Genomic DNA, 23,612 nt, shown 5'->3' on the forward strand with positions numbered 1-23,612 from the left:
CCTCCTAGTGTCCGGTCACCTTGACCAGGTGCTCGACGACGCTGTCGACCGCGATCTCCTCGCGGTCGCCGGTGCGCCGGTCCTTGACCTCGACCACGCCGTTGGCCAGCCCGCGGCCGACCACCAGGATGGTCGGCACGCCGACGAGCTCGGCGTCGGCGAACTTGACGCCAGGGGTCGCCTTGCGGTCGTCCAGGATGACCTCGACCCCGGCGGCGTCCAGCTCGGCGGCGATCTTCTCGGCGCCCGCCGCGATCGTCTCGTCCTTGCCCGCGATGACGATGTGCACGTCGGCGGGCGCGACCTCGCGGGGCCAGATCAGGCCGATGTCATCGTGATTCTGCTCGGCGAGCACGCCGACCAGCCGCGAGACGCCGACACCGTACGAGCCCATGGTGATGCGGATGGGCTTGGAGTCGGGGCCGAGCGCGTCGAGCTCGAACGCGTCCGCGTACTTGCGGCCGAGCTGGAAGATGTGCCCGATCTCGATGCCGCGCGCGGCGACCAGCGTGCCCTGGCCGTCCGGCGAGGCGTCGCCCTCGCGGACCTCGGCGGCCTCGATCGTGCCGTCGGCGACGAAGTCACGGCCGGCGAGCAGGTCGACGACGTGGTGGTCCTTCTCGTCGGCGCCGGTCACCCAGGCGGTGCCGTCGACGACGCGGGGGTCGACGAGGTAGCGCACGCCGTTGTCCTTGAGCGCCTTCGGGCCGATGTACCCCTTGACCAGGAAGGGGTTCTTGGCGAAGTCGGCCTCTTCGAGCAGCTCGAACTCGGCGGGCTCCAGCGCGGCCTCGAGGCGCTTGGCGTCGACCTCGCGGTCGCCGGGGAGCCCGATGGCGAGCAGCTCCCACTCCTTCGCACCCGGCTTGCGGGTCTTGACCAGCACGTTCTTGAGCGTGTCCGCCGCGGTGAAGGTGCGCCCGAGGCCGGCCTCGTTCAGGAAGTTGACCAGGCTTTCGATGGTCGGCGTGTTGGGCGTGTGGTGGACCTTCGCCTCGGGACGGCCCTCGATCGGCTGCGCGGCGGGCGCGGGCGTGGTGACCGCCTCGACGTTGGCCGCGTAGCCCGACTCGGTGCTGCGGACGTAGGTGTCCTCACCCGTTTCGGCGACCGCGAGGAACTCCTCGGAGGCCGAGCCGCCCATCGCGCCGGAGGTCGCCTTGACGACCACGTACTCGATGCCGAGCCGGTCGAACAGCTTGGTGTAGGCCTCGCGGTGCGCCTGGTACGAGGTCTCCAGCCCGGCGTCGTCGAGGTCGAAGGAGTACGAGTCCTTCATGACGAACTCGCGCCCGCGCAGGATGCCCGCGCGGGGGCGCGCCTCGTCGCGGTACTTGGTCTGGATTTGGTACAGGACGACCGGGTAGTCCTTGTACGAGCTGTATTCACCCTTCACGGTGAGCGCGAACAGCTCTTCGTGTGTCGGGCCGAGCAGGTAGTCGCCGCCCTTGCGGTCCTTGAGGCGGAAGAGGCTGTCGCCGTACTCGGTCCAGCGGCCGGTGGCCTCGTAGGGCTCCTTCGGCAGCAGCGCGGGGAACTGGATCTCCTGCGCGCCGATCGCGTTCATCTCGTCGCGCACGACGTTCTCGATCTTGCGCAGCACCCGCAGGCCCAGCGGCAGCCAGGAGTATCCGCCCGGTGCGACTCGGCGGACATAGCCGGCGCGCACCAGCAGCCGGTGGCTCGGCACTTCGGCGTCCGCCGGATCCTCGCGCAGTGTGCGAAGGAACAACGACGACATCCTGGTGATCACTTCTGGGCTCCTCGCGGCAAACGGCCGGATATACGTTCTCAGCAGCCTAGTCAAGGGGGGTGGGGCCGCCTCAACCGGTTATCCGGTTTTGTCGGTGCCCGGGGCTAGCGTGCCGGGTATGACTCTTTCGGTAGGCATGGTCACCATCGACTGCGCGGACCCGCGCGCGCTCGCCGCGTTCTGGACCGAGGCGCTCGGGCTGGAGGTCAGCCAGGACTTCTTCGGCGAGTACCTGGTCCTGTCCTCGGACGCCAGCCCGGTCGCCATCGGCATCCAGCGCGTCCCGGAGCCCCGCGCGGGCAAGAACCGGCTCCACCTCGACCTCACCACGGAGGATTCCGATGGCGAGGTCGCGCGCCTGGTCGCGCTCGGCGCGAAGGAGGTGGGCAAGCATGAGGTACCCGGTTTCGGCTGGACGGTACTGACCGATCCGGAGGGCAACGAGTTCTGCGTCGGCGCCGCTCACGCATGATGATCGGGTGACTCGCGTACTCATCCCCTGGCCCGACCTCGACGTGCCCGCCGGTCTCCCGGTCGAGGTGTACGACGGCCGAGGCGACTTCCCCGCCTCCGCCGGCGACGTCGAGTTCTACGTCCTGCCCTACGACACGTACCCGAAGCCGTTCGAGCTGCTCGGCCGTCTGCCGTCGCTGCGCGCCGTGCAGTCGCTCTCGGCCGGGGTGGACAAGGTCCGGCCGTTGCTGCCCCCTGGCGTGCAGCTGTGCAACGGGCAGGGTCTGCACGACCTGAGCGTCGCCGAGCACGCCATGGCGCTGATCCACGCGTCGCAGCGGGACCTGCCGCGATGGATCCGGCAGCAGGCGGCCGGGGTCTGGTCGCGCGAGCACACCCGCTCGCTCGCGGACAGCCGGGTGCTGCTGATCGGGTACGGCGGGATCGGCCAGGCGATCTCGCGGCAGCTGCTGGCGGCCGAGGCCGTGGTGACGCCGGTGGCCTCGTCGGCGCGCCCGGGGGTGCACGGGATCTCGGAGCTGGCGTCTCTGCTGCCCTCGGCGGACATCGTCGTGCTGATCCTGCCCGACACGGCTTCGACGCGCGGGCTGCTGGGTGCGGCGGGGCTGGCCTTGCTGCCTGATGACGCGCTGGTCGTGAATGTGGGGCGGGGGTCGGCGGTGGACACCGACGCGTTGGTTGCCGAGGCTTCGTCGGGGCGGCTGCGGGCCGCGCTGGACGTGATGGATCCGGAGCCGCTGCCGGGTGACCATCCTTTGTGGACGATTCCAGGGGTGATCCTGACGCCGCATGTGGCGGGTGGGTCGGCCTCGTTCTACCCGCGGGCCAAGCGGTTGGTCGAGGAGCAGCTGCGGCGGTTCAGCGCCGGGGAACCCTTGCTGCACGTGGTCAAGGACTCGTGAGCGTTGCGGGCGGTTAGAACCGCCCGCAACGCGCACGACCCCAGTTCCCCCAGCCCAGGGGTCGTGAGTGGTACGGCCGGTTCTAACCGGCAACGCCACTCACGACCTGGGCTGGGCGCGCTTACCTCCTGGGCGGGCAGGGGTTCCCTCGCCCAGCTTGGCTTGCATGAAGGCTCCCCTCATACAAGCCGGGCTGTATGAAGGCTCCCTTCATGCCGCTATACGCGATGAAGGCTCCCCTCATACACCCAGACCTGTATGAAGGCTCCCCTCATACAGGCCTGGGTGCCGGGCTAGGCAGGGGTCGTGAGTGGCGTTGCCGGTTCTAACCGGTCTAAACACTCACGACCACAGGGTGCGGTGGGCGACCCAGCGGCGGGTGACTGTGGCCAGGCGTTCCTGGTAGACGCGGACGCCGGTCGTGCCGGGCGGCTCGGGCAGGCGGCAGCTGCGTTCGGCATGCCCGGCCAAGGCGACCCCGAACGCCGTCACCGCCCACGCGGGAATACCCGTCAAGGCCGGGCGGCGGCGCAGCAGCCGGTCCACATCCGACGGTTCCTGGCCCGCCGCGAGCATGTGCGGCACCAGGGAGACCAGGTCCAGCCACGCGGCGCCACGGGCCGGGTAGCGCCAGTTGATCACGAGCACCCGGCCTGGCCCGGTGAGCACCAGGTTCGACGGGTTCAAGTCGTTGTGCAGCAACGTGTCCCCCTCCGCCCACGGGTGCCACGAGGTCTCCATCGCGACCAGCGCGTCGAGGTTGCGGGCGCACCAGGCGTCGAGGTCGCGCGGCGGGTCGAGGCGCAGCTCGCGCCAGCCGTTCAGCAGCGGCCCGAGATCGTCGAGCGCGCTCGGCGCCGACGCGATGGGACAGGGCGTCAACGTCCGCGCCAACGCTCCCAGGGCCGTGAGCGCGGCCGACACGTCCGGCGAGCCGGGGCGCAGCTTCGGGCGGGTGCCCTCGATGTCCGAGAACACCAGTACGTACCACTCACCGTCCACAAGCGACAGTAGCCGCGGGACCGGGGCCGAGGCCGGTAGCGAGCCCGCCACCTCGGCTTCCGCGCGGTAGCCGCCGACGCGCTGGCTATAGGACGGCAGTGCCTTGAGGAAGACCCAGCGGCCGTCTTCCAGGTGCAGGCGGGCCGAGACGCCGCCGTCGAACTCCGGGGACTGGCGCAGCGAGCGGGTGACCGGGGAGCCGAGGTTCCGCTCGACCGCGGCACGGATCGGGAGCGGGAGATCCTGCCAGCCCGCCCGCATCGCACCCCCTGGAAACCCTCACCGACCTGGGCAAGAGTACCGGGTGCTCACTCGACCGGGTGAATGAAGTTGAACCAGCGCAGGTCGACGCCGTAACCACACCTTTCGTAGATCCCGAGCGCGCCGTTGACGTTCTCCAGGTCGACGTTGAGCACCGAACGCTGGAAGCCGCGCGCCTTCGCCTCGGCCAGCGTGTGCCCGAGCAACGCGGTCGCGACGCCACGGCCGCGCAGCGCCGCCCGGGTGCCGACGTGGCTGACGTAGAGCTCGCGGACACCGGTCGCCTCGGCGTCGGACTCGAAGAACGCGCTCAGCACGTAGGCGACGACCTCGTCCCGATCCGCCGACAACAGCAGGAACGACAGGTCCGGCTGGAAGTCCTTGTGACCGGCGATGTTGTGGCGGAAGCCTTCCGGTGACTGCGCGGCGCTGCCCCAGTGCCCCGCGAAGGTCTCGTTGACGGCGAGCCGGGTGAGCTCCTCGTACTTGTCCTCATACGGGACGAGCGGCAGCTCGACGGGCAGCGGCTTCACCGGCGGCAGCGTCTCGAACGGCGCGCGCATGTCGATCAGGGTGCGCGAACGCCGGTAGCCGTGGCCTTCGAACACGTCCGTCATCCAGCCCTGGCTTTCCGACGCGTGACCGTGCAACTCGAGCGGCGCGTCCGGGAACGTCTTCGCGTGCACGCGCTTGCCCGCGCGCACGAAGAAGTCCGCCAGGTAGCCGGCCACCCCGGGCTCGCGATAGTCGGGGTGAACGATGCCTTCGACGCGCATCTTGTGCTCGGGATTGGCCTCTTCACGACGCTGGACCAGGCCGTACGCGACCAGCCGGTCACCGTCCCACCCCGCGATGGACGCCTCGTCCAGGTCGAGGAGCGGACTGTCGAACTCCTCGCGGAGGTCGTCGGCGCTGTAGTGCTCGCCGGTCGGGTCGAGAGCTTCGGAAGCAGCGAAGACCTTGGCAAGCTGCACGGTGTCGTCAAGCCGCAAGGGGCGCCACTGCAGTTCCATGGATCGAGGCTAAGGTCGCGCCTCCGCCCGTCGCATCCGAATTACGCACGTCTACCCTTTGGGGCGTGCTGGTGCTCCTCCCCCCTTCCGAAACCAAGGCCCTCGGCGGCGACGGCCCGTCACTGGACCTGGACTCGCTGTCGCACCCCGAGCTGACCCCGGTCCGCCGCAAGCTGGCCGACGCGCTGTCCGAGCTCGCCGAGGACGTGCCAGCCAGCATCACCACCCTCGGCATCACGCCGAACCAGGCCGACGAGGTCGCCCGCAACGCCGAGCTGTGGTCCTCGCCGACGTTGCCGGGACTGAAGCGCTACACCGGCGTCCTCTACGACGCGCTCGACATCGGCAGCTTCTCGAAGGCCGCGCTCGCGAAGGCCAACCAGCGGCTCGCGGTCGCGTCCGCGCTGTTCGGGATCGTCAAGGCCGGGGACCGCATCCCCGCGTACCGGCTCTCCGGCAACACCACGATGCCCTCGCTCGGCACGCTGCGCAGCCTGTGGCGGCCCACTTTGGAGCCGGTCTTCGCGGGGATGGACGACCTGATCGTCGACCTCCGCTCCGGCGCGTACTCCGCGCTGGCCCGCATCCCGCAGGCGGTGGACGTGCGCGTGGTCACCGACGTCGGCGGCGTGCGCAAGACCGTCAGCCACTTCAACAAGTCCTACAAGGGAAAGCTCGCCGCCGTGCTGGCCACGGCGAGCCGTGAGCCGTCTACTGTGGACGGGCTGGTCAAGCTGATCGGCAAGGCCGGGCTGCGAGTGGAGCGCACCGGTGAGCGCAAGCTCGAACTGGTCACCGACCACCAATAGTTCAGTACCCCTACGGATTTCCTCCCCGATTGTTCCGCGCACCCCGTCCACGGACAGTGGCCGCAGGATCATCGGAAAGGAATCACCGTGAAACGAACTCACCGAGTACTGGGGCTGCTCGCGCTCGGCCTGGGCATCGTCGGCGCGCTCCCCGGCCCCGTGGCCGCCGCGGAGCCGTCGGCCGCGGTCGCCCCGACCGGCGACGTGCACATCCCGCCGACGATGCGCACCCAGTTCTACAACGGCCAGGACAGTTCGGTGAAGGAATTCCCCTTCATCATCGCCGGGCTCCGCGAAGGCGGCTCCCGCCCGCAGGGCCAGACCTGCACCGGCTCGGTCGTCGCGCCGCGCAAGATCCTGATCGCCGCGCACTGCAAGGCCGCTGAGGGCACGAAGACCTTCCTGTACGGACTCGATGACCTCAACGCGGGCGGCGGCACCAGGCTCGGCGTCGTCAGCTACGACACGCACCCGAAGTACGTCAACTTCGACCAGGGCTACGACGTCGCGGTCGTCACCACCGACGCGGACATCCCGGTGCCGAACGGCCAGTACGCCAAGGTCGCGGGCTCGTCGGACACCGAGCTGTCGAAGCCGGGCAAGAGCGGGGTCGGCGTCGGCTACGGCAAGAAGGACTTCAACGACGACTCCAAGGACGTCACGGTCGACAAAGCGACCTTGCCGGTCCGCGACCCCGGCCAGTGCACCGGTGTCGGCAACGGCGTGAAGCCCGCGACGATGATCTGCGCCGGGTTCGCCGACGGCAACCCGACGATCCTGCCCGGCGACAGCGGCGGCCCGCTGATCATCGACGGCAAGGTGGCGGGCGTCGCGTCGTGGAGCCGCAGCGACTTCAAGTGGTACAGCATCTACGGCAGGCTCAACAACGACATGGGCGACTGGGTCAACCAGCAGATCGGCACCCCGCCGACGCAGGACAAGTTCACGCTCGCCGTCACGCCGGGCGCGGTGAAGGTCGATCCCGGCAAGTACGTCTCGGCCACCGTGACCAGCAAGGCGGGCACCAATGGCAGCGAGAAGGTCGACCTGACCGCCTCGGGCCTGCCCGAGGGCGCGACGGCCACGTTCCAGCCCGCGTCGATCAACTCCGGCGACAGCGCGAAGGTCACCATCGAGACCGCCGCGAACACCCCGCAGCGCGACTACTCGGTGACGATCTCCGGCAAGGGCACCACGGACACCGCCACCACGACGCTGACGCTCACGGTCGGCACCGGCACCCCGCCGACCGGCGACATCAAGGTCACGGTCAGCCCGGGCAGCGGGTCCGCCCGGCCCGGCTTCTTCACCTCGGCGACGGTCACCGCGACCGGCGGCAGCGGCAGCCTGTCGCTGAAGGCCAGCGGCACCGGCCTGCCGTTCGCGCCGTTCTTCAACCCGTCGACCATCAGCAGCGGCGGCAGTTCGACCATGCAGGTCGTGGCCCCGTTCCAGGCCGGGACCTACACCGTGACGATCACCGCCACCGACTCGGCAGGCAAGACCGGCACGGCGACGTACACCCTGAACGTGTCCTGATCATCCTCTTGTCCTCCCCGGTACGCCGCGGCCACGATGGTCGCGGCGTACCTGTTTGAGGAGGATCTGGATGGACTACGACGCGGTGGTCGTCGGCGGCGGGCACAACGGGCTGGTGGCGGCGTGCTACCTGGCACGGAGCGGGCGGAGCGTCCTCGTGCTGGAGCGCCGCGACGAGGTCGGCGGCGCCGCGGTGTCGTTCCGCGCGTTCCCCGGGGTCGACGTGCGGCTCTCGCGGTACTCGTACCTGGTCAGCCTGCTGCCGAGGAAGATCATCGCCGACCTGGACCTGCCGGTGGACCTGCGGCGGCGCCGGATGTCGTCGTACACCCCGGCGGGCGACGGCGGCCTGCTGGTCGACACCGGCGACGCCGCCCGCACGGCCGGGTCGTTCGCCGCGATCACCGGCTCCAGCCGCGATTTCGAGGCCTGGAAGCGCTTCTACGCGATGACTGCGCGCGTGGCGGAGCGCACCTTCTCGACGTTGACGGAACCCTTGCCCAGCAAGGAAGAGCTGCGCGCCCGTGTCGGCGACGACACGGCTTGGGAAGCGCTGTTCGAGCGCCCGATCAGCGGGACGCTCGAGGAGACCTTCGGCGATGACACCGTCCGCGGCGTCGTGCTGACCGACGCGCTGATCGGGACGTTCGCGCCCGCCGACGACGCCGAACTCCGGCAGAACCGCTGCATGCTCTATCACCTGATCGGCAACGAGACCGGTGACTGGGACGTCCCGGTCGGCGGCATGGGCGCGGTCACCGGCTCACTCGCCGACGCCGCACGCACCGCGGGAGCGACACTCGTGCCAGGCGCCGAGGTGCTGTCGATCGATCCGTCCGGCGAGGTGCGCTACCGCCTGGACGACGCCGAGCACGTGGTGCGCGGCCGCCACGTCCTCGCGAACGTCGCCCCGCCCGTACTGGCGCGCCTGCTCGGCGAGTCGCCGTCGGAAACGCCCGAAGGCGCCCAGCTCAAGGTGAACATGGTGCTCTCGCGCCTGCCTCGCCTGCGTGACTCCGCTGTGGACCCGCGCGAGGCGTTCGGCGGGACGTTCCACGTCAACGAGACCTACTCCCAGCTGGCGACCGCCTACGCCGAGGCCGACTCCGGCAAGATCCCCACGCTTCCGCCGTGCGAGATCTACTGCCACTCGCTGACCGACCCGACGATCCTCGGGCCTGCGGAGCGAGCCGCTGGCGCGCAGACGTTGACACTGTTCGGGTTGCACATGCCCGCGCGCCTCTTCGCGGGGGACAACGACTCGGCCCGCGCTGAGGCCCTCAAGGCGACGCTCGCTTCACTGAACAGCGTGCTCGCGGAGCCGATCGAAGACTGCCTGTGGCTCGACCCGTCCGGAAACCCTTGTATAGAAGCGAAAACCCCACTGGACCTCGAAGCCGAGCTAGGCCTGCCCGCCGGCCACATCTTCCACCGAGACCTCGCATGGCCCTACGCGTCGGACCCCTCGATGGTCGGCAAGTGGGGCGTCGAAACCGCCCACGACCGGGTACTCCTCTGCGGCGCGGGCGCCCAGCGCGGCGGCGGCGTCAGCGGCATCCCCGGCCACAACGCCGCCATGGCCCTCCTCCAGGCCGGCTAAAAAAATCCCAATGTGGCTTTCGTCAGTTTTCAGCCCACCAATGTGGCGTTCGTCAGGTCAAAGCTGACGAACGCCACATTGGGATTTTTTTACGGGTCAGAAGGTGATCGAGAAGGCTTCGATCGAGCCGGTGTCGTAGCGGTAGAGGTCCTGGACGCGGAGTTTCCAGGTGCCGTTGGCGTTTTCGGTGGCCGCGTTGACCGTGTAGGTCGTGTGGATGCCGCCCGCGACGGGCAGGCCGCCCGCCTTCTGCAGCGAGTACGCCGCGCCGCTCGGGCCGATCAGGTCGATGACCAGGTCGGCCGAGTACGGGTGGGCGATGTCCACCTTGACCGGCAGCGAGCCGGAAGCCTTGCCGGCACAAGCGTCCTGGGTGACCGAGGAGGTCACCGCGGCGCCCGCGTCCGGAATGGACACCGGGGTCGTGTTGGATTTGACGCCACAGGCCGGAGCCGGGCCGCCGCCGATGAACGACACGTTCAGCAGCTTGTTGGGCGAGCCGGAGCCCGGGTTCTTGATGACGCCGTCGGTCGCACCGGCGACCAGCGCGTCACGCACCTGAGCAGGCGTCGCGGACTTGTTGGCCGCCAGGTACAACGCCACCGCGCCGGTCACGTGCGGGGTCGCCATGGACGTCCCGCTCATGTTGGCCGAGGAGCCGTTCGACAGGCCGAGCGACGTGATGTTGTTGCCCGGCGCGAAAATGTCGACGCAGGTGCCGAGGTTCGAGAAGGACGCGCGATTGTCGTTCTCGTCGGAAGCCGCGACCGTGATCGCCTCCGGCACCCGGGCCGGGCTGACGTTGCACGCGTCCTGCGACTCGTTGCCCGCCGCCACCGAGTACACGAACCCGGCCGCGACCGACCGCTTCAGCACGTCGTCGCCCAGACCGACCTGGTCCATCCGCAGGCTCATGTTCGCGACCGCCGGCTTGACGCCGTTGGCGGTCACCCATTCCATCGCGTCGACCGCGGCGGAGTCGGGGCCGTTGCCGGTGCAGTCGGCGCCGAGCACCTTCAGGCCGACGATCTTGGCCTTCTTCGCCACGCCGTAGGTCTTGCTGCCGATAGTGCCCGCCGTGTGCGAGCCGTGGCCGTTGCAGTCACTACCGCCGCTGCCGACGAAGTCCTTGCCGACCGACGCGCGGCCCTCGTACTCGGGGTTGTCCGGCTTGATCCCGGTGTCGAGGTCGTACACGGTGACGCCCTCACCCGAGTTCGGGTACGTGTACTTGTTGTCGCGCGGCAGGTTCTTCTGATCGATCCGGTCGAGGCCCCAGGTCGGGTTGTTCTGCGTGTCCGCGGCACGCGCGGTGCCGTCCTCGTACACCGCCTTCACCGACCGGTCCGCCGCCAGGCGACGCGCCTGCTGCGCGGACAGGTGCGCCGAGAATCCGCGCAGCGCCGCGGAATACGTCGACCGGACCGAGCCGCCGTACTGCCTGGCCAAGTCGGCGGCCGACGCGCTGACGTCCTGCAGCACGACGATGTACTGGTCCCCGAAGTGCTCGCGAGCCGGTATGACGGCGCCTTCCGGCTGGGCGGCCAGTGCCGTGCCCGTCGAAGCCAGCATCAGCCCGGCCACGATGGTGATCCGCACACCTCGCATCAGAAACTCACCCCGAACGTGTCGATGGAACCGGTGTCGTAGCGGTAGACGTCCTGCACGCGCAGCTTCCACGTGCCGTTGCGGTTCTCCGCCGACGCGTCGACGGTGTACGTGGTGTTCAGGTCGACCGTGCTCGCGCCGCCCGCCTGCTTGAGCGGGATCACCGCGCCGCTGGGCGCGACGAGGTCGATCTTCAGGTCACCGGTGTAGGAATGCTTGACACCGACCGAAACCCGGGTCGACGACGTGGCCTTGCCGTCGCAGCCGGTCACGGTGGCGGAGCTGGTCACGGCCTCGCCCGCGTCCGGGATGGCCACGTCGTCGCCGTTCGTGGCGCCCGCGCACGAGGGCACGTCGCCGCCGATGAAACCGGTGTACAGCAACTTGTTCGGCGAGCCCTTGACGTCGGTGATCTTGCCGGGCGTCGCGTTGTCGATGAGCGCCGACGCCACCTGCGCGGGCGTCGCCGACGGGTTCGCGGTCAGGTACAGCGCCGCCGCGCCCGCGACGTGCGGGGTCGCCATCGATGTGCCGCTCATCTGCGTGGTGCCGCCGCCGTTCTTCGTCGACGTGATGTTCGAGCCGGGCCCGAACAGGTCGGTGCAGCTGCCGTAGTTCGACGACTGCGACGAGTTGAAGATCGACCGCTTGTCCTGGTTGTCACTCGACGCGACCGTGATCGCCTCGGGGGTGCGCGCGGGCGAGACGTTGCACGCGTCCTGGCCCTCGTTGCCCGCCGCGACCGTGTTCGTGATCCCGGCGGCGATCGCGCCCTTGACCGCGTTGTCCACACTGGAATCCGCGGAGCCGCCCAGGCTCATGGTGAGCACCGCGGGCCTGCGCGCGTTCTTGGCGACCCAGTCGATGCCGCTGATGATCTGGCTGTACTGCCCGGTCCCGCTGCAGTTCAGCACTCGTACCGCGACGATCTTCACGTTCTTGGCCACGCCGTACGTGGCGCTGCCGACCGTGCCCGCCACGTGCGTGCCGTGGCCCTGGCAGTCCGACGCGTCCGAGTCGTTGTCGATGAAGTCGTAGCCGCTGGTCGCGCGGCCGCCGAACTCGGTGTGCCGCATGTCGACACCGGTGTCGACGACGTAGACGGTCGCGCCCTCGCCTTTGTTGGCGTAGCTGTATTTCGCGTCGAGCGGCAGGTTCTTCTGGTCGATCCGGTCGAGCCCCCAGGTCGGGTTGTTCTGCGTGTCCGTGATGTGCGCGACGGCGTCCTGCTCGACGTAGGCGACGTCGGGGTCGGCGGCCAGCCTGCGCGCCTGCGTCTCGCTCGCCTCGACCGCGAAGCCCTTCAGCACCGAGTCGTAGGTGCGCGTCACCTTGCCGCCGTACTTCGCGGTCAAGCGGTTCGGCGCGCCCGACTTCAGCACCACGACATAGCTGCCGGGCACCGCCCCTTCGGCGCCCGCGCCGCGAATCGTCCCCTCCGGACCGGCCGACGCGGGCGCGGCCAGCGCCAGCGACGTCACCGCGCTCAGCAGCAGCGCGACCGGGATTAGATGTTCACGCATCAGGACTCCGTTCACTCGGGTGGTCGATCCACTGTCGAAGTGACGGCGCGGGCGAACAAGCGAGGCAATGATCCGTAGGCATACCTATCTATTGCGCACCTACGAAAGTTCCGTGACCGGCCGAACGGGTTCCGTCACAGAGCCGCCCGCCCTAAGCTGCGATGATCCGAACGGTGTGGTTTGGGTGGTTGACAGATGAGCGTTGAGAAATGAGCGGAGTCAGACACGCGAGCTCGCCGGTGCTCGTAGGCAGGTCCGCGGAATTGGGGGCGCTCGCGTCCGCGATCGCCAGGCCGCCGTCGATCGTCATGCTCGAAGGCGAAGCGGGCGTCGGCAAGACCCGCCTGGTCACCGAGCTGCTGGGGCTGCCGGAAATGGCGCGGCGGCTGGTGTTCGCCGGCTATTGCCAGCCTTTGGGCGAACCATTCCCTTATGGCGTAGTGCTCGAAGCGCTGCGTCACGCCGGACGGCATCTGAAGAACAAACCACCGTTGAGCCCGCTGAGCGGCGCGCTGCGGCCTTATCTGCCCGAGCTGGCGGATTTCCTTCCGGAACAGCCCGCGCCGCTCGGTGATCCGCGCGCGGAACGGCATCAGCTTTTCCGCGCGTTCCGCGAGCTCATCAGCTCACTCGGGGCGCTGGTGCTCATCATCGAAGACCTGCACTGGGCCGACGACGGCTCACGCAGGCTGCTGCGGTTCCTGATGGCCGATCCGCCGCGCAACCTGAGCCTGCTGCTCACCTACCGCCGGGAGGAAGTGCCCGGCGGGATCCCGGTCGGCAGCAGTTATCGCCCGGCCACCGGCTCGGCGAGCGTGCTCATCGAACTGCGCCCGCTCGACGCCGACGGGGTGAAGCACCTGGCCACGGCGCTGCTGGGGGATCGCGCGATCTCGGCCGAGTTCGCCACCCGGCTGCACGAGCGCACCGCCGGGATCCCGTTCGTGGTCGAGGAAACGCTCAACGCGCTCGACCACACCGAAACACTGCACGCCGGGCTGCTCGAATCCGTCGAAGTCCCGGTGCTGCTGCGCGAAGCCATGGTCGAGCGGCTGATCAAGCTGCCGCTCACGGCGCGCAGGCTGACCGAGGCCGCCGCCGTGCTCGGCGTGCCCGCCACCGACACGGTGCTCGCGGACACCGCGGGCCTGGACGCGGGGCGGGCGCGCCGCGCGCTCGTCGCCGCGCTCGAGAAGCATGTGCTGTTCGAAGCGGGCGACTGCCGTTACGGGTTCCGGCATACGCTCGCCCAACAGGCGGTCTACGGCACGATTTCCGGTCCCACCAGGCAACAGCTGCACCGCCGCGCCGTGCGGGCGCTGCTCGGACAGAGCCCGCCGCCGCTGGTGCAGCTCGCCGGGCACAGCCGCAAGGCCGGTGAGTCGGCCGACGCGATCCGCTACGCCGAAGCCGCCGCCCAGCGCGCCGCCGAGGTCGGCGATCTCGCCACCGCGACCGACCTGCTCCGCGGCCTGCTGGACGAACCGGCGCTCGAACCGTCCGATGTGGACAGACTGGCAGGCAGGCTCAGCGCGATCGCGTTCGACGGCCTGAGCATCCGCGAGGTCATCGCGACGCTGCAACGGCTGCTCGGGGACCGGCGGCTGTCCCGGCGGCTGCGGGGCGAGGTCCGGCTGAGCCTGGGGCTGCTGCTGATGCGGTACTCGGGTGGCGTCGAAGCGGGCCGCGCCGAGACCGAGCTGGCCGTCAACGACCTCGGGCACCGGCCCGATCTGGAGGCGCGCGGCATCGCCATGCTCGCGCTGCCGTGGGCTGGCACGACGCCGCTGCCGGTGCACCTGCCGTGGATGCGGCGGGTCGACGAGCTGATCGCGGGCGCCACCGACCGCCTGGTGCTGCTGACCCTGATGGCCAGCAACGTGCCGTCCTGGCTGCACATCGGCGACGGCCGCGCGTGGGCGCTCGCGCGGCGCGTGCCGGGCACGATCGGTTCGGCCGGCGAACAACGCCAGCTCGCGCGGATGCACTGCAACCTCGCCGACGCGTGCGCGTGGATCGGCCATCACGACCGCGCGGGCAGCCTGCTGCACAGCGGCATGCAGCTGGCCACGAGCTGCGGCGCGCCCTATGTGGTCAGCACCGCGCGTGCCACCCGCGCGCATGTCGACTGGCTGACCGGGCACTGGGACGGGCTGACCGCGCGGACGTTGCGGCTGCTCGACGAGTACCAGGACCTGCTGCCGGTCGCGAGTGAGCTCTCGCTGGTGCTCGGCTCGCTGGCCGTGGCACGCGGCGAATGGGACCGCGCGGCCGGGCATTTCGCCGAGACGGGCATCGCGCAGCCGCAGAACGCGATCGCACCGGTGGTGCTCGCCGCGCACGCGGGCGTCGTCCGGATGCTGCTGGCGCAACAGGACGCCGAGGCGGCCGCACTCGAAGCCGACCGTGGCCTGGAGGTCGCGCGCGGCAAGGGCGTCTGGGCGTGGGCGGGCGAACTCGTGGTCATGGCCGTCGACGCGTACTGCCAGACCGGCCGCGCCAGCGACGCGCAAGCGCTTACCGACGAGCTCGAACGCGGACTGGCGGGTTGCGACGCACCGGCGGGCTACGCGGCTTTGGCTGAGGCACAAGGGATATTGGCGCTGTGCCGCGGCGAGTCCACCGCCGCCGAGTACCTGACCGACGCGCGGCAGCGCTACGAACGGCTCCCCGCGCCGTATCTGGCCGCGCTGGCGGGCGAGCGGCTCGCGCGGGCCGGTGAGCCGGAGGCGAGCGAGCTGACTTCGCTCGCCGCCGCGTTCGACGAACTGGGTGCGACCCGGGACGCCGCGCGCTGCCGCCACGCCGTCCGCGCGACCGGCGCGATCACGCCGTCACGCCGCGGCAGGCGTGGCTACGGCGACGAGCTGTCCCCGCGCGAACGGGACGTCGCGCGGCTGCTCGCCGAGGGCAACACCAACCGCGAGATCGCCGAGGTGCTGTTCCTGTCGAGGCGCACGGTCGAGCAGCACGTGGCCAGTGTGCTGCGGAAACTGAAGGTCCACTCACGCGACGAGCTGCAGCGCGCTTAATTCGGTTGCGGGGTCTTCGGGGCGTCCGGGATGATCGTCGGCACAAGCCCGAGTGGAGCTAGGGAGGTGCGACATGTACATGCCTGTCGTTGGCGTGCCCATGGCCCGCCCATCCGCCCCCCGAGGCCGTTAGCGCGTAGCCGCTCGCCCGGTGGGGCACCCCTTCACGAGGAGAACCCACCAGTGCGCGAGCACGATTTCGAAGACTCTTACGACCGTCCGTCCCGCCGCAAGACCAAGCGTCCGCGGTTCGACGACGAACCGGCGCCCAGTCGCGGTGGCCGGATGACCGAGGCGGAACGCGGCAGGCTGGCCCAGCTGCGTGAAGACGCCTACGTCCAGGACGTCCCCGGCGGCGCCGACCGCTGGTCCACCTGGGGTGAGGCCGACCACGGCCCCGTGCCGAGGCCGGACTGGGTGCTCACCGCGCTCGCCGCGGTCGACACCGAGCTGGGCGTGCTCAAGACCGGCAAGGAGGCCGATGTCCACCTGATCCGCCGTGGCCTGCCCGACGGCACCCACGAGTCGCTGCTCGCCGCGAAGCGGTACCGCAGCAACGAACACCGCATGTTCCATCGCGACGCCGGCTACCTCGAAGGCCGCCGGATGCGGCGGTCCCGTGAGATGCGGGCGATCGAGACGCGGACGAATTTCGGCCGCAACCTGATCGCCGAGCAGTGGGCGGTGGCGGAGTTCGCGGCGCTGAGCCGGCTGTGGCACGCGGGCGCCCCGGTGCCGTATCCGGTGCAGCGCCAGGGAACCGAGCTGCTGCTGGAGTTCCTCGGCGACGAGGACGGCACGGCCGCGCCCCGGCTCGCCCAGGTCCGCGCGGACGACGACGAACTCAAGGAACTCTGGCACCAGACGGTGGTGGCGCTGGAGCTGCTCGCCGCGCAGGGTCTCGCGCACGGCGACCTGTCGGCGTACAACCTGCTGGTCCACCGGGGACGGGTGATGATCATCGACCTGCCCCAGGTGGTCGACATCGTCGCCAACCCGCGCGGCCTGGAGTTCCTCGAGCGCGACATCCGCAACATCGCGGGGTGGTTCACCGCCCGTGGCCTCCCCGAGTCCGAAACGGACCCGGCGGCACTGGTGGCCGAGCTCCGCGACGTCGCTGGCCTCCCCTAGGCCCCGGCACCCCGGTCGGCCAAGCCCGAAAGTGGCTTTCGTCAGGTCGCATCTGACGAAAGCCACTTTCGGGCTTCTCGACGATCGTGATTCAGGGGTGATGGTTGAGGGGTTGACCACAGTTGGGACCTGCGAGTAGGTGCCGGAGACCGACTCCGGTACAGTAGTGACAGACCGCAACCGGCGGCGTGGATGAGTGGTGTCCGTCGCCTCCAAAGCCAACCGAATGGCTCGCGGTATCCGTATCAACCAATTGGCGCGCGGTGTCACGCAGACATGGTGTGCCGGGTTCGTCCCTGTGAAAGCCCACTGCACACCATCTTGTCCTGCCTGCGCGCGGACAGCCGGGCCTCCTTGTGACGTGCCACGTCCGAGAGGTATCAGTGACAGTCACGTTCAACAGCTCCGCTCCTTCGGCTCGACCGCACCGCAAGCCGCGTGCGCGTACCGGGGGTACCGAGGTGCTGCACAACGACACGGCCGTCGAGACCGTGCCGAGCAAGACCTTCGCCGAGCTCGGCCTCCCCGAGCCGCTGCTTCGCGCACTGCGCGAGGCGGGGATCAACTCCCCGTTCCCCATCCAGTCCGCGACCATCCCGGACGCGATCGCCGGCCGTGACGTGCTGGGCCGCGCCCAGACCGGTTCCGGCAAGACCCTGGCGTTCGGCCTGGCCATGCTGGCCAGGCTCGACGGTGGCAAGGCCCGCCCGAAGCGGCCCCGCGCCCTCGTCCTCGTGCCGACCCGTGAGCTGGCCATGCAGGTGGCCGACTCGCTGACCCCGCTCGCCAAGTCGCTCGGCCTGTGGTGCCGCGTGGCCGTCGGCGGCATGGCCTTCGCCCGCCAGGCCGAGGCGCTCAATCGCGGTGTCGACCTGCTGATCGCCACCCCCGGCCGGCTGTCGGACCACGTCCGCCAGGGCACCGCGGTGCTCTCGGACGTCAACTTCGTCGCGCTCGACGAGGCCGACCAGATGGCCGACATGGGCTTCATGCCGCAGGTCCGCGAGATCCTCGACCTGACCCCGGCCCGCGGGCAGCGCCTGCTGTTCTCGGCGACGCTCGACGGTGACGTGGACCGCCTGGTCCGCGCCTACCTGACCGACCCGGTCACCCACTCGGTCGCCCCGGTGTCCGCCAGCGTGACCACGATGGACCACCACGTCCTCCAGGTCTCGCACCAGGACAAGCAGGACATCATCACCGAGATCGGCGCCCGCGACGGCCGGACGATCATGTTCGTCCGCACCAAGCACCACGTCGACCGGCTCGCCGAGCGCCTGCGCGAGAAGGGTGTCGCGGCCGGTGCCCTGCACGGCGGCAAGACCCAGGGCCAGCGCAACCGCGTGCTCGCCGACTTCAAGGAAGGCCACACCCCGGTGCTGGTCGCCACCGACGTCGCCGCCCGCGGCATCCACGTCGACGGCATCTCCCTGGTGCTGCACGTCGACCCGGCCGCCGACCACAAGGACTACCTGCACCGCGCGGGCCGCACGGCCCGGGCCGGCGCCTCGGGCGTCGTGGTCACGCTGGTCACGCACGACCAGCGCCGCATGGTCCGCCGGATGACCGACCGCGCGGGTGTCCGCGCGGAGCAGGCCACCGTGCGGCCCGGCGACACCGAGCTGTCCCGGATCACCGGCGCCCAGCAGCCCAGCGGCGAGCCGGTGCCCGAGCGCCAGCGCGAGACCCCGCGTCGTGGCCGTGGCTTCGGCGGCGGTGGCGAGCGTGGTGGCTACGGCGGTTCCCGCGAGGGTGGCCGTCCCGGCGGCTTCGGCGGCCGTGGCCGTCAGCCCCGCTACGGCAACGGCGGCGGTTCCCGCGAGGGCGGCCGTCCGCAGCGGCCGAGCAGCCGCCCGCGGCGCAGCTACGACAACTGAGTAAGTGAAAAAGGCGGGGCCGGGCGCAACCGGCCCCGCCTTTTTCGTGCCCGACCTGACATTCGGGTCGTGAGTGTTTAGGCCGGTTAGAACCGGCGGGAACACTCACGACCCCCGCATGCGAGACTGCGGGACGTGAATGCTCCCGTTCCCCCCGAAAACGTCTTCGACTGGCTGGACGCCGAGGCCGAGAAGCGCGCGAGCGCGGGCCTGGTCCGGCAGCTGCGGCCCCGGCCGCCGGTCGCCGAGGAGCTGGACCTCGCCGGGAACGACTACCTCGGGCTGGCCAGGGACAAGCGGGTCGCGGGTGCCGCCGCGGCGGCCGCGTTGCGGTGGGGCGCCGGGTCGACCGGGTCGCGGCTGGTGACCGGGACGACCGAGCTGCACACCGAGCTGGAGCACGAGCTCGCGCGGTTCTGCGGTGCCCAGGCGGCGCTGGTGTTCTCGTCCGGGTTCACGGCGAACCTCGGTGCGGTGACGGCGTTGTCCGGCGCGGAGTCGGCGATCGTGACCGACAAGTACATCCACGCCTCCCTCATCGAAGGCTGTCGGCTGAGCCGCGCGGACATCGCGGCCGTCGCACATGTCGACGTGAAGGCGTTCTCGCACGCGCTGAGCACGCGACGCAAGCCGCGGGCGCTGGTGGTCACCGATTCCGTGTTCTCCGTGGACGGTGACATCGCCCCGCTCGGCGACCTCGCGCGGGTGTGCCGGGAAACGAACGCCTCACTGCTGATCGACGACGCGCACGGCTTCGGCGTGCTCGGCGAGGGTGGCCGGGGCGCCGTGCACGAGGCGGGGCTGGCCGGGGCGCCGGACGTGGTCGCCACCATCACGCTGTCGAAATCCCTTGGCGCGCAAGGAGGTGCCGTGCTCGGCCCGCGCCGGGTGATCAAGCACCTCGTCGACACCGCACGCAGTTTCATCTTCGACACCGGGCTCGCGCCGTCGAGCGCCGCGGCGGCTTTGGCCGCGCTCAACGCGCTCAAGGCCGAGCCCGAGCTGGCGACCAAGGTGCGCGACGCCTCGATGAACCTGGCGATGCAGCTGAAGGCCGCCGGTTTCACGCTGTGCGTGCCGGAAGCCGCGGTCATCTCGGTGCACGCGCCCTCGCCCGGCGAGGCCGTCGCGTGGGCGGGAGCCTGTGCGGAGCAAGGGATCCGGGTCGGCTGCTTCCGGCCGCCGTCCGTGCCGGACGGCATCTCCCGGCTGCGGCTGACCGCGCGTGCCGACCTCACCGAGTCCGATGTGGACCGTGCGGTGAAGGTGATCACCGCTACCGCGCCACGCGGAGCCTTCGCATCGTGATGTGCGGGATGCCGTCCTCGAGGAACTCTTCGCCCTCGGGGACGAACCCGAACTTCGCGTAGAACCCGGTCGCGTAGGTCTGCGAATCGAGCACGCTGTCCGCGTCACCGATGTGGTCCAGCGCGGCCTTCATCAGCTCGGCTGAGAGGCCCTTGCCCCGCGCGGCCTTCGCCGTGACGACGCGGCCGATCCGGCTGACGCCGTCGGGATCGGCGAGAATGCGCAGGTAGGAACCGAAATCCTCGGTCCAGAGATGGCGGGTCGTCGGCAGCAGGTCCCGGCCGTCGATTTCGGGGTACGGGCATTCCTGCTCGACGACGAACACGTCGACGCGCAAACGCAAGATCTCGTAGAGCTGAGCAGCGGTCAGCCGATCACCGGCAACGTTGTTCACACCACATCATAAGCGGCCTCGCCCCAGAGGGGTCGTGAGTGTTCCGGCCGGTTCTAACCGGCCTAAACACTCACGACCTCAGAAGAGGCCGCGGTTCGAGCGCTTCTCCAGCTCGTCGGCGAAGGCGGAGACGCGGGTGTAGACGCCCGGCTTGCCGGGCTGGGCGCAGCCGACGCCCCACGACACGATGCCGATCAGGACCTTGCCGACCACCAGTGGGCCGCCGGAGTCGCCCTGGCAGGCGTCCTTGCCGCCGTTGGCGTACCCGGCGCAGACCATGGTCGACGGGTCGTAGTTGCCGTACGCGGTCTTGCAGCTCGCGTCGCTGATCATCGGGACGTCGACGCTGCGGAGTACGTCGGAGCGTTCGCCGTTGTCCTTCAGCCGGCCCCAGCCGAGGACGGTGGCCATGGTGTTCTCGGCGTAGTACCGGGCGGTCTGGGTGACCTGCGCGGTGTCGTAACGGAGGCGGGTCGACGTGGTGAGCAGGGCGATGTCGTTGCCGGTGCCCGGATCGGTGTAGTCCGGATTCACCCAGATGTCCGATACGGTCGAAACCGTGCCGTCCTTGACACGCTTGTCCTGCCTGCCCGCGACGACGCGCAGGTTGGTCTTGGTGACGGCCTTGGCGCAGTGCGCGGCCGTGGCGACGGAGTTCTCGCCGATCAGGACGGCGCCGCAGAACTGGCTGCCGTTCTCGTCGGTGAGGAACACCGCGAACGGGTACTGCGCGACGGCGGCGGGCTGACCACCCACGATGCCGGGCTGGCCGGCCGTCTCCGGGGTGGCGGACGCGACCGGCACGGCCACGGCGGCGGCGAGCAGCGCCCCGGCGACCAAGAGCAGGTTGCGGCGAGACTTGGCTGGCATCGTTGATTTCCCTTCGGGGCGGAATGACTCCGGCGCGTACACGGGCAGTCGTCAATACCCTAAACGGAGCAGGCCCGATACGGTGTCGCTGAATCGGGTGGACTACGCGGTCACGGTCCGCTTCTGACAAGCTGGTCCGCGTGCGACTCCGAGTGTGCGTGCTGCTGATCGCGGCCATGGGACTCGCCGGTTGTGGTCCGCAGGGCACCGAGACTCCCCAGCCGACGCCCTCCCCGCTCTTCGCACCGGCCAGCCCGGCGACACCGCCACCCGCCACAGGCGCCGCGCCCGCGCCCGAGCCCCCACGCTGGAAGGTCGGCGCCAAGCCGCTGCCCCGCCGCCCGGACGGCCTCGGCCAGATCCTGCCGACCCCGCCCGAGCTGGAGAACCGCGCGCTCCCCACCGCAGACTTCCTGCCGCCGCCTGCCGGGGACCGCTACGCCTCGACCATCGCCGCCGTGCCCGCCGACGTGCTCAAGCGGAGCACCTGGCAGCCCGCGTGCCCGGTCGCGCCGGCGGCGCTGCGCTACCTGACCATGTCGTTCTGGGGTTTCGACGGCCGCCCGCACACCGGCGAGATGATCGTCAACGCCAGCGCGGCCGACGGCGTCACCAAGGTGTTCGGCAGGCTGTTCGCCGAGCGCTTCCCGCTGGAGGAGATGCGCGTCACCAGGCCGGACGAGCTCACCGCCGCCCCGACCGGCGACGGCAACGACACCAGCGCGTTCGTCTGCCGACCGGCGCGCGGGCAGGCGAACTGGTCGGCGCACGCGTACGGGCTGGCGGTCGACGTCAACCCGTTCTGCAATCCGTACACCAAGGGCGACCTGGTGCTGCCCGAACTCGCGTCGGCGTATCTCGACCGCGGGAACCTGCGGCCTGGGATGCTGCTTCCGGGTGACCCGGTGGTGCGCGCGTTCTCCTCGATCGGGTGGTCGTGGGGTGGCTCCTGGACCAGCCCGAAGGACCGCATGCACTTCTCCGCCACCGGGAATTAGCGGCGGCGGGAACCAGTTCAGCTAAGCGAGAACCGAACGAGCAAAGGATGACAGCCGTGCCCCACTACGACCTGGTGATCGTCGGTACCGGATCGGGCAACTCGATCCTCGGCCCGCAGTTCGCGGGACTGAAGACGGCGATCGTGGAGAAGGGCACCTTCGGCGGCACCTGCCTGAACGTCGGCTGCATCCCGACCAAGATGTTCGTCTACGCCGCCGACGTCGCCGCGACGCCGTCGTTCAGCTCGCGCTTCGGCGTCGACGAGGAGCTGACCGGGGTGCGCTGGGCCGACATCCGCGACCGCGTCTTCGGCCGGATCGACCCGATCGCCGCCGGTGGCGCGGAGTACCGCCGCAGCCACGAGGACAACGCGAACGTCGACGTCTACGAAGGCGAAGGCAAGTTCACCGGCACCAAGACGCTGACCGTCACCTTCCCGGACGGCCGCACCGAAACGCTCACCGCCGACAAGTTCGTGCTGGCCGCGGGCGGACGGCCGGTCATCCCGGACATCCCCGGCCTGGTCGAGACCGGTTTCCACACCTCGGACACGGTCATGCGGCTCGAGGAGCTGCCGAAGCGCCTCGTGATCATCGGCAGCGGGTTCATCGCCGCCGAGTTCGCGCACGTGTTCTCGTCGCTGGGCGTGCAGGTCACCCTGATCGCCCGCTCCGGCGCGATGCTGCGCGGTGAGGACTTCGAGGTCAGCGAGCGCTACACCGAGCTGGCCGCGGCCAAGTTCGACGTGCGCCTCAACCGCAAGACCCTGCGCGTCGGCCGCGACGAGGACGGCATCTCGGTGGAGATGGAAGGCCCCGAGGGCGCCGAAACCGTGGTCACGGACGAAATCCTGGTCGCCGTCGGCCGCAGGCCGAACTCGGACCTGCTCGACGTCGCGGCCACCGGCGTGGCGGTGCGCGACGGCGGCTACGTCGACGTCGACGAGTACCAGGAGACCAACGTCGAGGGCATCTACGCGCTCGGCGACCTCTCGTCGCACTACGAGCTCAAGCACGTCGCCAACCACGAAATGCGCGTGGTGAAGCACAATCTGGCCAACCCGGACGCCCGGATCAAGTCCGATCACCGCTTCGTGCCGCACGCGGTGTTCTGCTCGCCGCAGATCGCCTCGGTCGGCCTCACCGAGCAGGAGGCGCGGGAGCGCGGCGTCTCGTATGTGACGTCGAAGCAGGACTACGCGGGCATCGCGTACGGCTGGGCGATGGAGGACACCTCCGGCTTCGCGAAGCTGCTGGCCGACCCGGCCACCGGGCAGCTGCTCGGCGCGCACATCATCGGCCCGCACGCGCCGTCGGTGATCCAGCCACTGATCCAGGCGATGAGCTTCGGCCTGGACGCGCGCACCATGGCGACCGGCCAATACTGGATCCACCCGGCCATGCCCGAGCTGGTGGAGAACGCCCTCCTCAACCTCCCCCTCGACTAGCAAGACCGGGATAAAGCGGGCTTTATGCCAGAGCGGGATAAAGCCCGCTTTATCCCGGGCCTGAACACCC

18 protein-coding genes are annotated in these 23,612 nt (G+C 70.1%); 11 read left to right on the top strand and 7 right to left on the bottom strand.

The window, feature by feature from the left end:
- Positions 1-4: 4 nt before the first annotated feature.
- Positions 5-1,753, bottom strand: a complete 1,749-nt coding sequence (locus tag BLV57_RS41560) for a proline--tRNA ligase (RefSeq protein WP_091300001.1) — start codon at positions 1,751-1,753, stop codon at positions 5-7.
- 118 nt (positions 1,754-1,871) lie between these two features.
- On the opposite strand from BLV57_RS41560, the gene BLV57_RS41565 reads away from it, so the two are divergent.
- Positions 1,872-2,225, top strand: a complete 354-nt coding sequence (locus BLV57_RS41565) for a VOC family protein (protein ID WP_091300002.1) — start codon at positions 1,872-1,874, stop codon at positions 2,223-2,225.
- A gap of 7 nt (positions 2,226-2,232) precedes the next feature.
- The gene (locus BLV57_RS41570; protein WP_091300005.1) at positions 2,233-3,129 is read left to right on the top strand and encodes a 2-hydroxyacid dehydrogenase; all 897 of its coding nucleotides are present in this window, start codon (positions 2,233-2,235) and stop codon (positions 3,127-3,129) included.
- Positions 3,130-3,471: 342 nt separating this feature from the next.
- Here BLV57_RS41570 and BLV57_RS41575 read toward each other — a convergent pair whose 3' ends face one another.
- Positions 3,472-4,392: a phosphotransferase gene (locus BLV57_RS41575; RefSeq protein WP_091300008.1), complete on the bottom strand. Its 921-nt coding sequence runs from the start codon at positions 4,390-4,392 to the stop codon at positions 3,472-3,474.
- 47 nt (positions 4,393-4,439) lie between these two features.
- The gene (locus BLV57_RS41580; protein ID WP_091300010.1) at positions 4,440-5,405 is read right to left on the bottom strand and encodes a GNAT family N-acetyltransferase; all 966 of its coding nucleotides are present in this window, start codon (positions 5,403-5,405) and stop codon (positions 4,440-4,442) included.
- Positions 5,406-5,470: 65 nt separating this feature from the next.
- Between BLV57_RS41580 and yaaA the strand changes: the two genes are divergently transcribed.
- The 3 genes from yaaA to BLV57_RS41595 all read left to right on the top strand — a co-directional run bounded on the left by yaaA (position 5,471) and on the right by BLV57_RS41595 (position 9,353).
- Entirely contained in the window at positions 5,471-6,214 is a 744-nt protein-coding gene (gene yaaA, locus BLV57_RS41585; RefSeq protein WP_091300013.1) for a peroxide stress protein YaaA, read from the top strand.
- Positions 6,215-6,301: 87 nt separating this feature from the next.
- Positions 6,302-7,753: a trypsin-like serine protease gene (locus tag BLV57_RS41590; protein WP_245757744.1), complete on the top strand. Its 1,452-nt coding sequence runs from the start codon at positions 6,302-6,304 to the stop codon at positions 7,751-7,753.
- 70 nt (positions 7,754-7,823) lie between these two features.
- Positions 7,824-9,353 (top strand): phytoene desaturase family protein, encoded by a 1,530-nt coding sequence (locus BLV57_RS41595; protein ID WP_091300015.1) that lies wholly within the window; start codon positions 7,824-7,826, stop codon positions 9,351-9,353.
- Between the two features lie 96 nt (positions 9,354-9,449).
- On the opposite strand, the gene BLV57_RS41600 is transcribed toward BLV57_RS41595, so the two are convergent.
- A complete protein-coding gene (locus BLV57_RS41600) occupies positions 9,450-10,961 on the bottom strand; it encodes a S8 family peptidase (protein ID WP_091300017.1) in 1,512 nt (503 codons plus the stop codon).
- Positions 10,961-12,484, bottom strand: coding sequence for a S8 family peptidase (locus BLV57_RS41605; protein ID WP_091300020.1), 1,524 nt, complete (start codon positions 12,482-12,484; stop codon positions 10,961-10,963). The genes BLV57_RS41600 and BLV57_RS41605 overlap by 1 nt, the downstream gene beginning before the upstream one ends.
- Before the next feature lie 209 nt (positions 12,485-12,693).
- Here BLV57_RS41605 and BLV57_RS41610 point away from each other — a divergent pair, with 209 nt between their 5' ends.
- From BLV57_RS41610 to BLV57_RS41625, 4 genes are all read left to right on the top strand, one after another.
- Positions 12,694-15,516 carry a helix-turn-helix transcriptional regulator gene (locus tag BLV57_RS41610; RefSeq protein WP_245757745.1) on the top strand — a complete coding sequence of 941 codons (2,823 nt, stop codon included), beginning with the start codon at positions 12,694-12,696 and terminating at the stop codon, positions 15,514-15,516.
- Positions 15,517-15,699: 183 nt separating this feature from the next.
- Positions 15,700-16,647 carry a serine protein kinase RIO gene (locus BLV57_RS41615; RefSeq protein WP_091300024.1) on the top strand — a complete coding sequence of 316 codons (948 nt, stop codon included), beginning with the start codon at positions 15,700-15,702 and terminating at the stop codon, positions 16,645-16,647.
- A 383-nt stretch (positions 16,648-17,030) separates the two neighbouring features.
- The gene (locus tag BLV57_RS41620; protein WP_091300027.1) at positions 17,031-18,524 is read left to right on the top strand and encodes a DEAD/DEAH box helicase; all 1,494 of its coding nucleotides are present in this window, start codon (positions 17,031-17,033) and stop codon (positions 18,522-18,524) included.
- A gap of 135 nt (positions 18,525-18,659) precedes the next feature.
- Positions 18,660-19,832: an 8-amino-7-oxononanoate synthase gene (locus BLV57_RS41625; RefSeq protein WP_091300029.1), complete on the top strand. Its 1,173-nt coding sequence runs from the start codon at positions 18,660-18,662 to the stop codon at positions 19,830-19,832.
- Here the strand turns inward: BLV57_RS41625 and BLV57_RS41630 are convergent.
- Both BLV57_RS41630 and BLV57_RS41635 read right to left on the bottom strand, forming a co-directional pair.
- Positions 19,801-20,226, bottom strand: coding sequence for a GNAT family N-acetyltransferase (locus BLV57_RS41630; RefSeq protein WP_091300032.1), 426 nt, complete (start codon positions 20,224-20,226; stop codon positions 19,801-19,803). The two genes, BLV57_RS41625 and BLV57_RS41630, sit on opposite strands and share 32 nt — an antisense overlap.
- Positions 20,227-20,304: 78 nt before the next feature.
- Entirely contained in the window at positions 20,305-21,096 is a 792-nt protein-coding gene (locus tag BLV57_RS41635; protein WP_091300035.1) for a S1 family serine peptidase, read from the bottom strand.
- 176 nt (positions 21,097-21,272) lie between these two features.
- Between BLV57_RS41635 and BLV57_RS41640 the strand changes: the two genes are divergently transcribed.
- On the top strand, positions 21,273-22,094 hold the full coding sequence (locus BLV57_RS41640) for a M15 family metallopeptidase (protein ID WP_091300081.1): 822 nt from the start codon (positions 21,273-21,275) through the stop codon (positions 22,092-22,094).
- A 56-nt stretch (positions 22,095-22,150) separates the two neighbouring features.
- Positions 22,151-23,542 carry a mycothione reductase gene (locus BLV57_RS41645; RefSeq protein ID WP_091300038.1) on the top strand — a complete coding sequence of 464 codons (1,392 nt, stop codon included), beginning with the start codon at positions 22,151-22,153 and terminating at the stop codon, positions 23,540-23,542.
- Positions 23,543-23,612 lie beyond the last annotated feature (70 nt).

The organism is Amycolatopsis xylanica, from assembly GCF_900107045.1.
Taxonomy (GTDB): domain Bacteria; phylum Actinomycetota; class Actinomycetes; order Mycobacteriales; family Pseudonocardiaceae; genus Amycolatopsis; species Amycolatopsis xylanica.

What these genes read in the sequence shown, in the direction of transcription:
- BLV57_RS41605 (WP_091300020.1), bottom strand. Translation starts at nt 12,484, where the DNA reads ATGCGTGAACATCTAATCCCGGTCGCGCTGCTGCTGAGCGCGGTGACG.
- BLV57_RS41575 (WP_091300008.1), bottom strand. Translation starts at nt 4,392, where the DNA reads ATGCGGGCGGGCTGGCAGGATCTCCCGCTCCCGATCCGTGCCGCGGTC.
- BLV57_RS41595 (WP_091300015.1), top strand. Translation starts at nt 7,824, where the DNA reads ATGGACTACGACGCGGTGGTCGTCGGCGGCGGGCACAACGGGCTGGTG.
- BLV57_RS41600 (WP_091300017.1), bottom strand. Translation starts at nt 10,961, where the DNA reads ATGCGAGGTGTGCGGATCACCATCGTGGCCGGGCTGATGCTGGCTTCG.
- BLV57_RS41640 (WP_091300081.1), top strand. Translation starts at nt 21,273, where the DNA reads ATGGGACTCGCCGGTTGTGGTCCGCAGGGCACCGAGACTCCCCAGCCG.
- BLV57_RS41580 (WP_091300010.1), bottom strand. Translation starts at nt 5,405, where the DNA reads ATGGAACTGCAGTGGCGCCCCTTGCGGCTTGACGACACCGTGCAGCTT.
- BLV57_RS41610 (WP_245757745.1), top strand. Translation starts at nt 12,694, where the DNA reads ATGAGCGGAGTCAGACACGCGAGCTCGCCGGTGCTCGTAGGCAGGTCC.
- BLV57_RS41635 (WP_091300035.1), bottom strand. Translation starts at nt 21,096, where the DNA reads ATGCCAGCCAAGTCTCGCCGCAACCTGCTCTTGGTCGCCGGGGCGCTG.
- BLV57_RS41565 (WP_091300002.1), top strand. Translation starts at nt 1,872, where the DNA reads ATGACTCTTTCGGTAGGCATGGTCACCATCGACTGCGCGGACCCGCGC.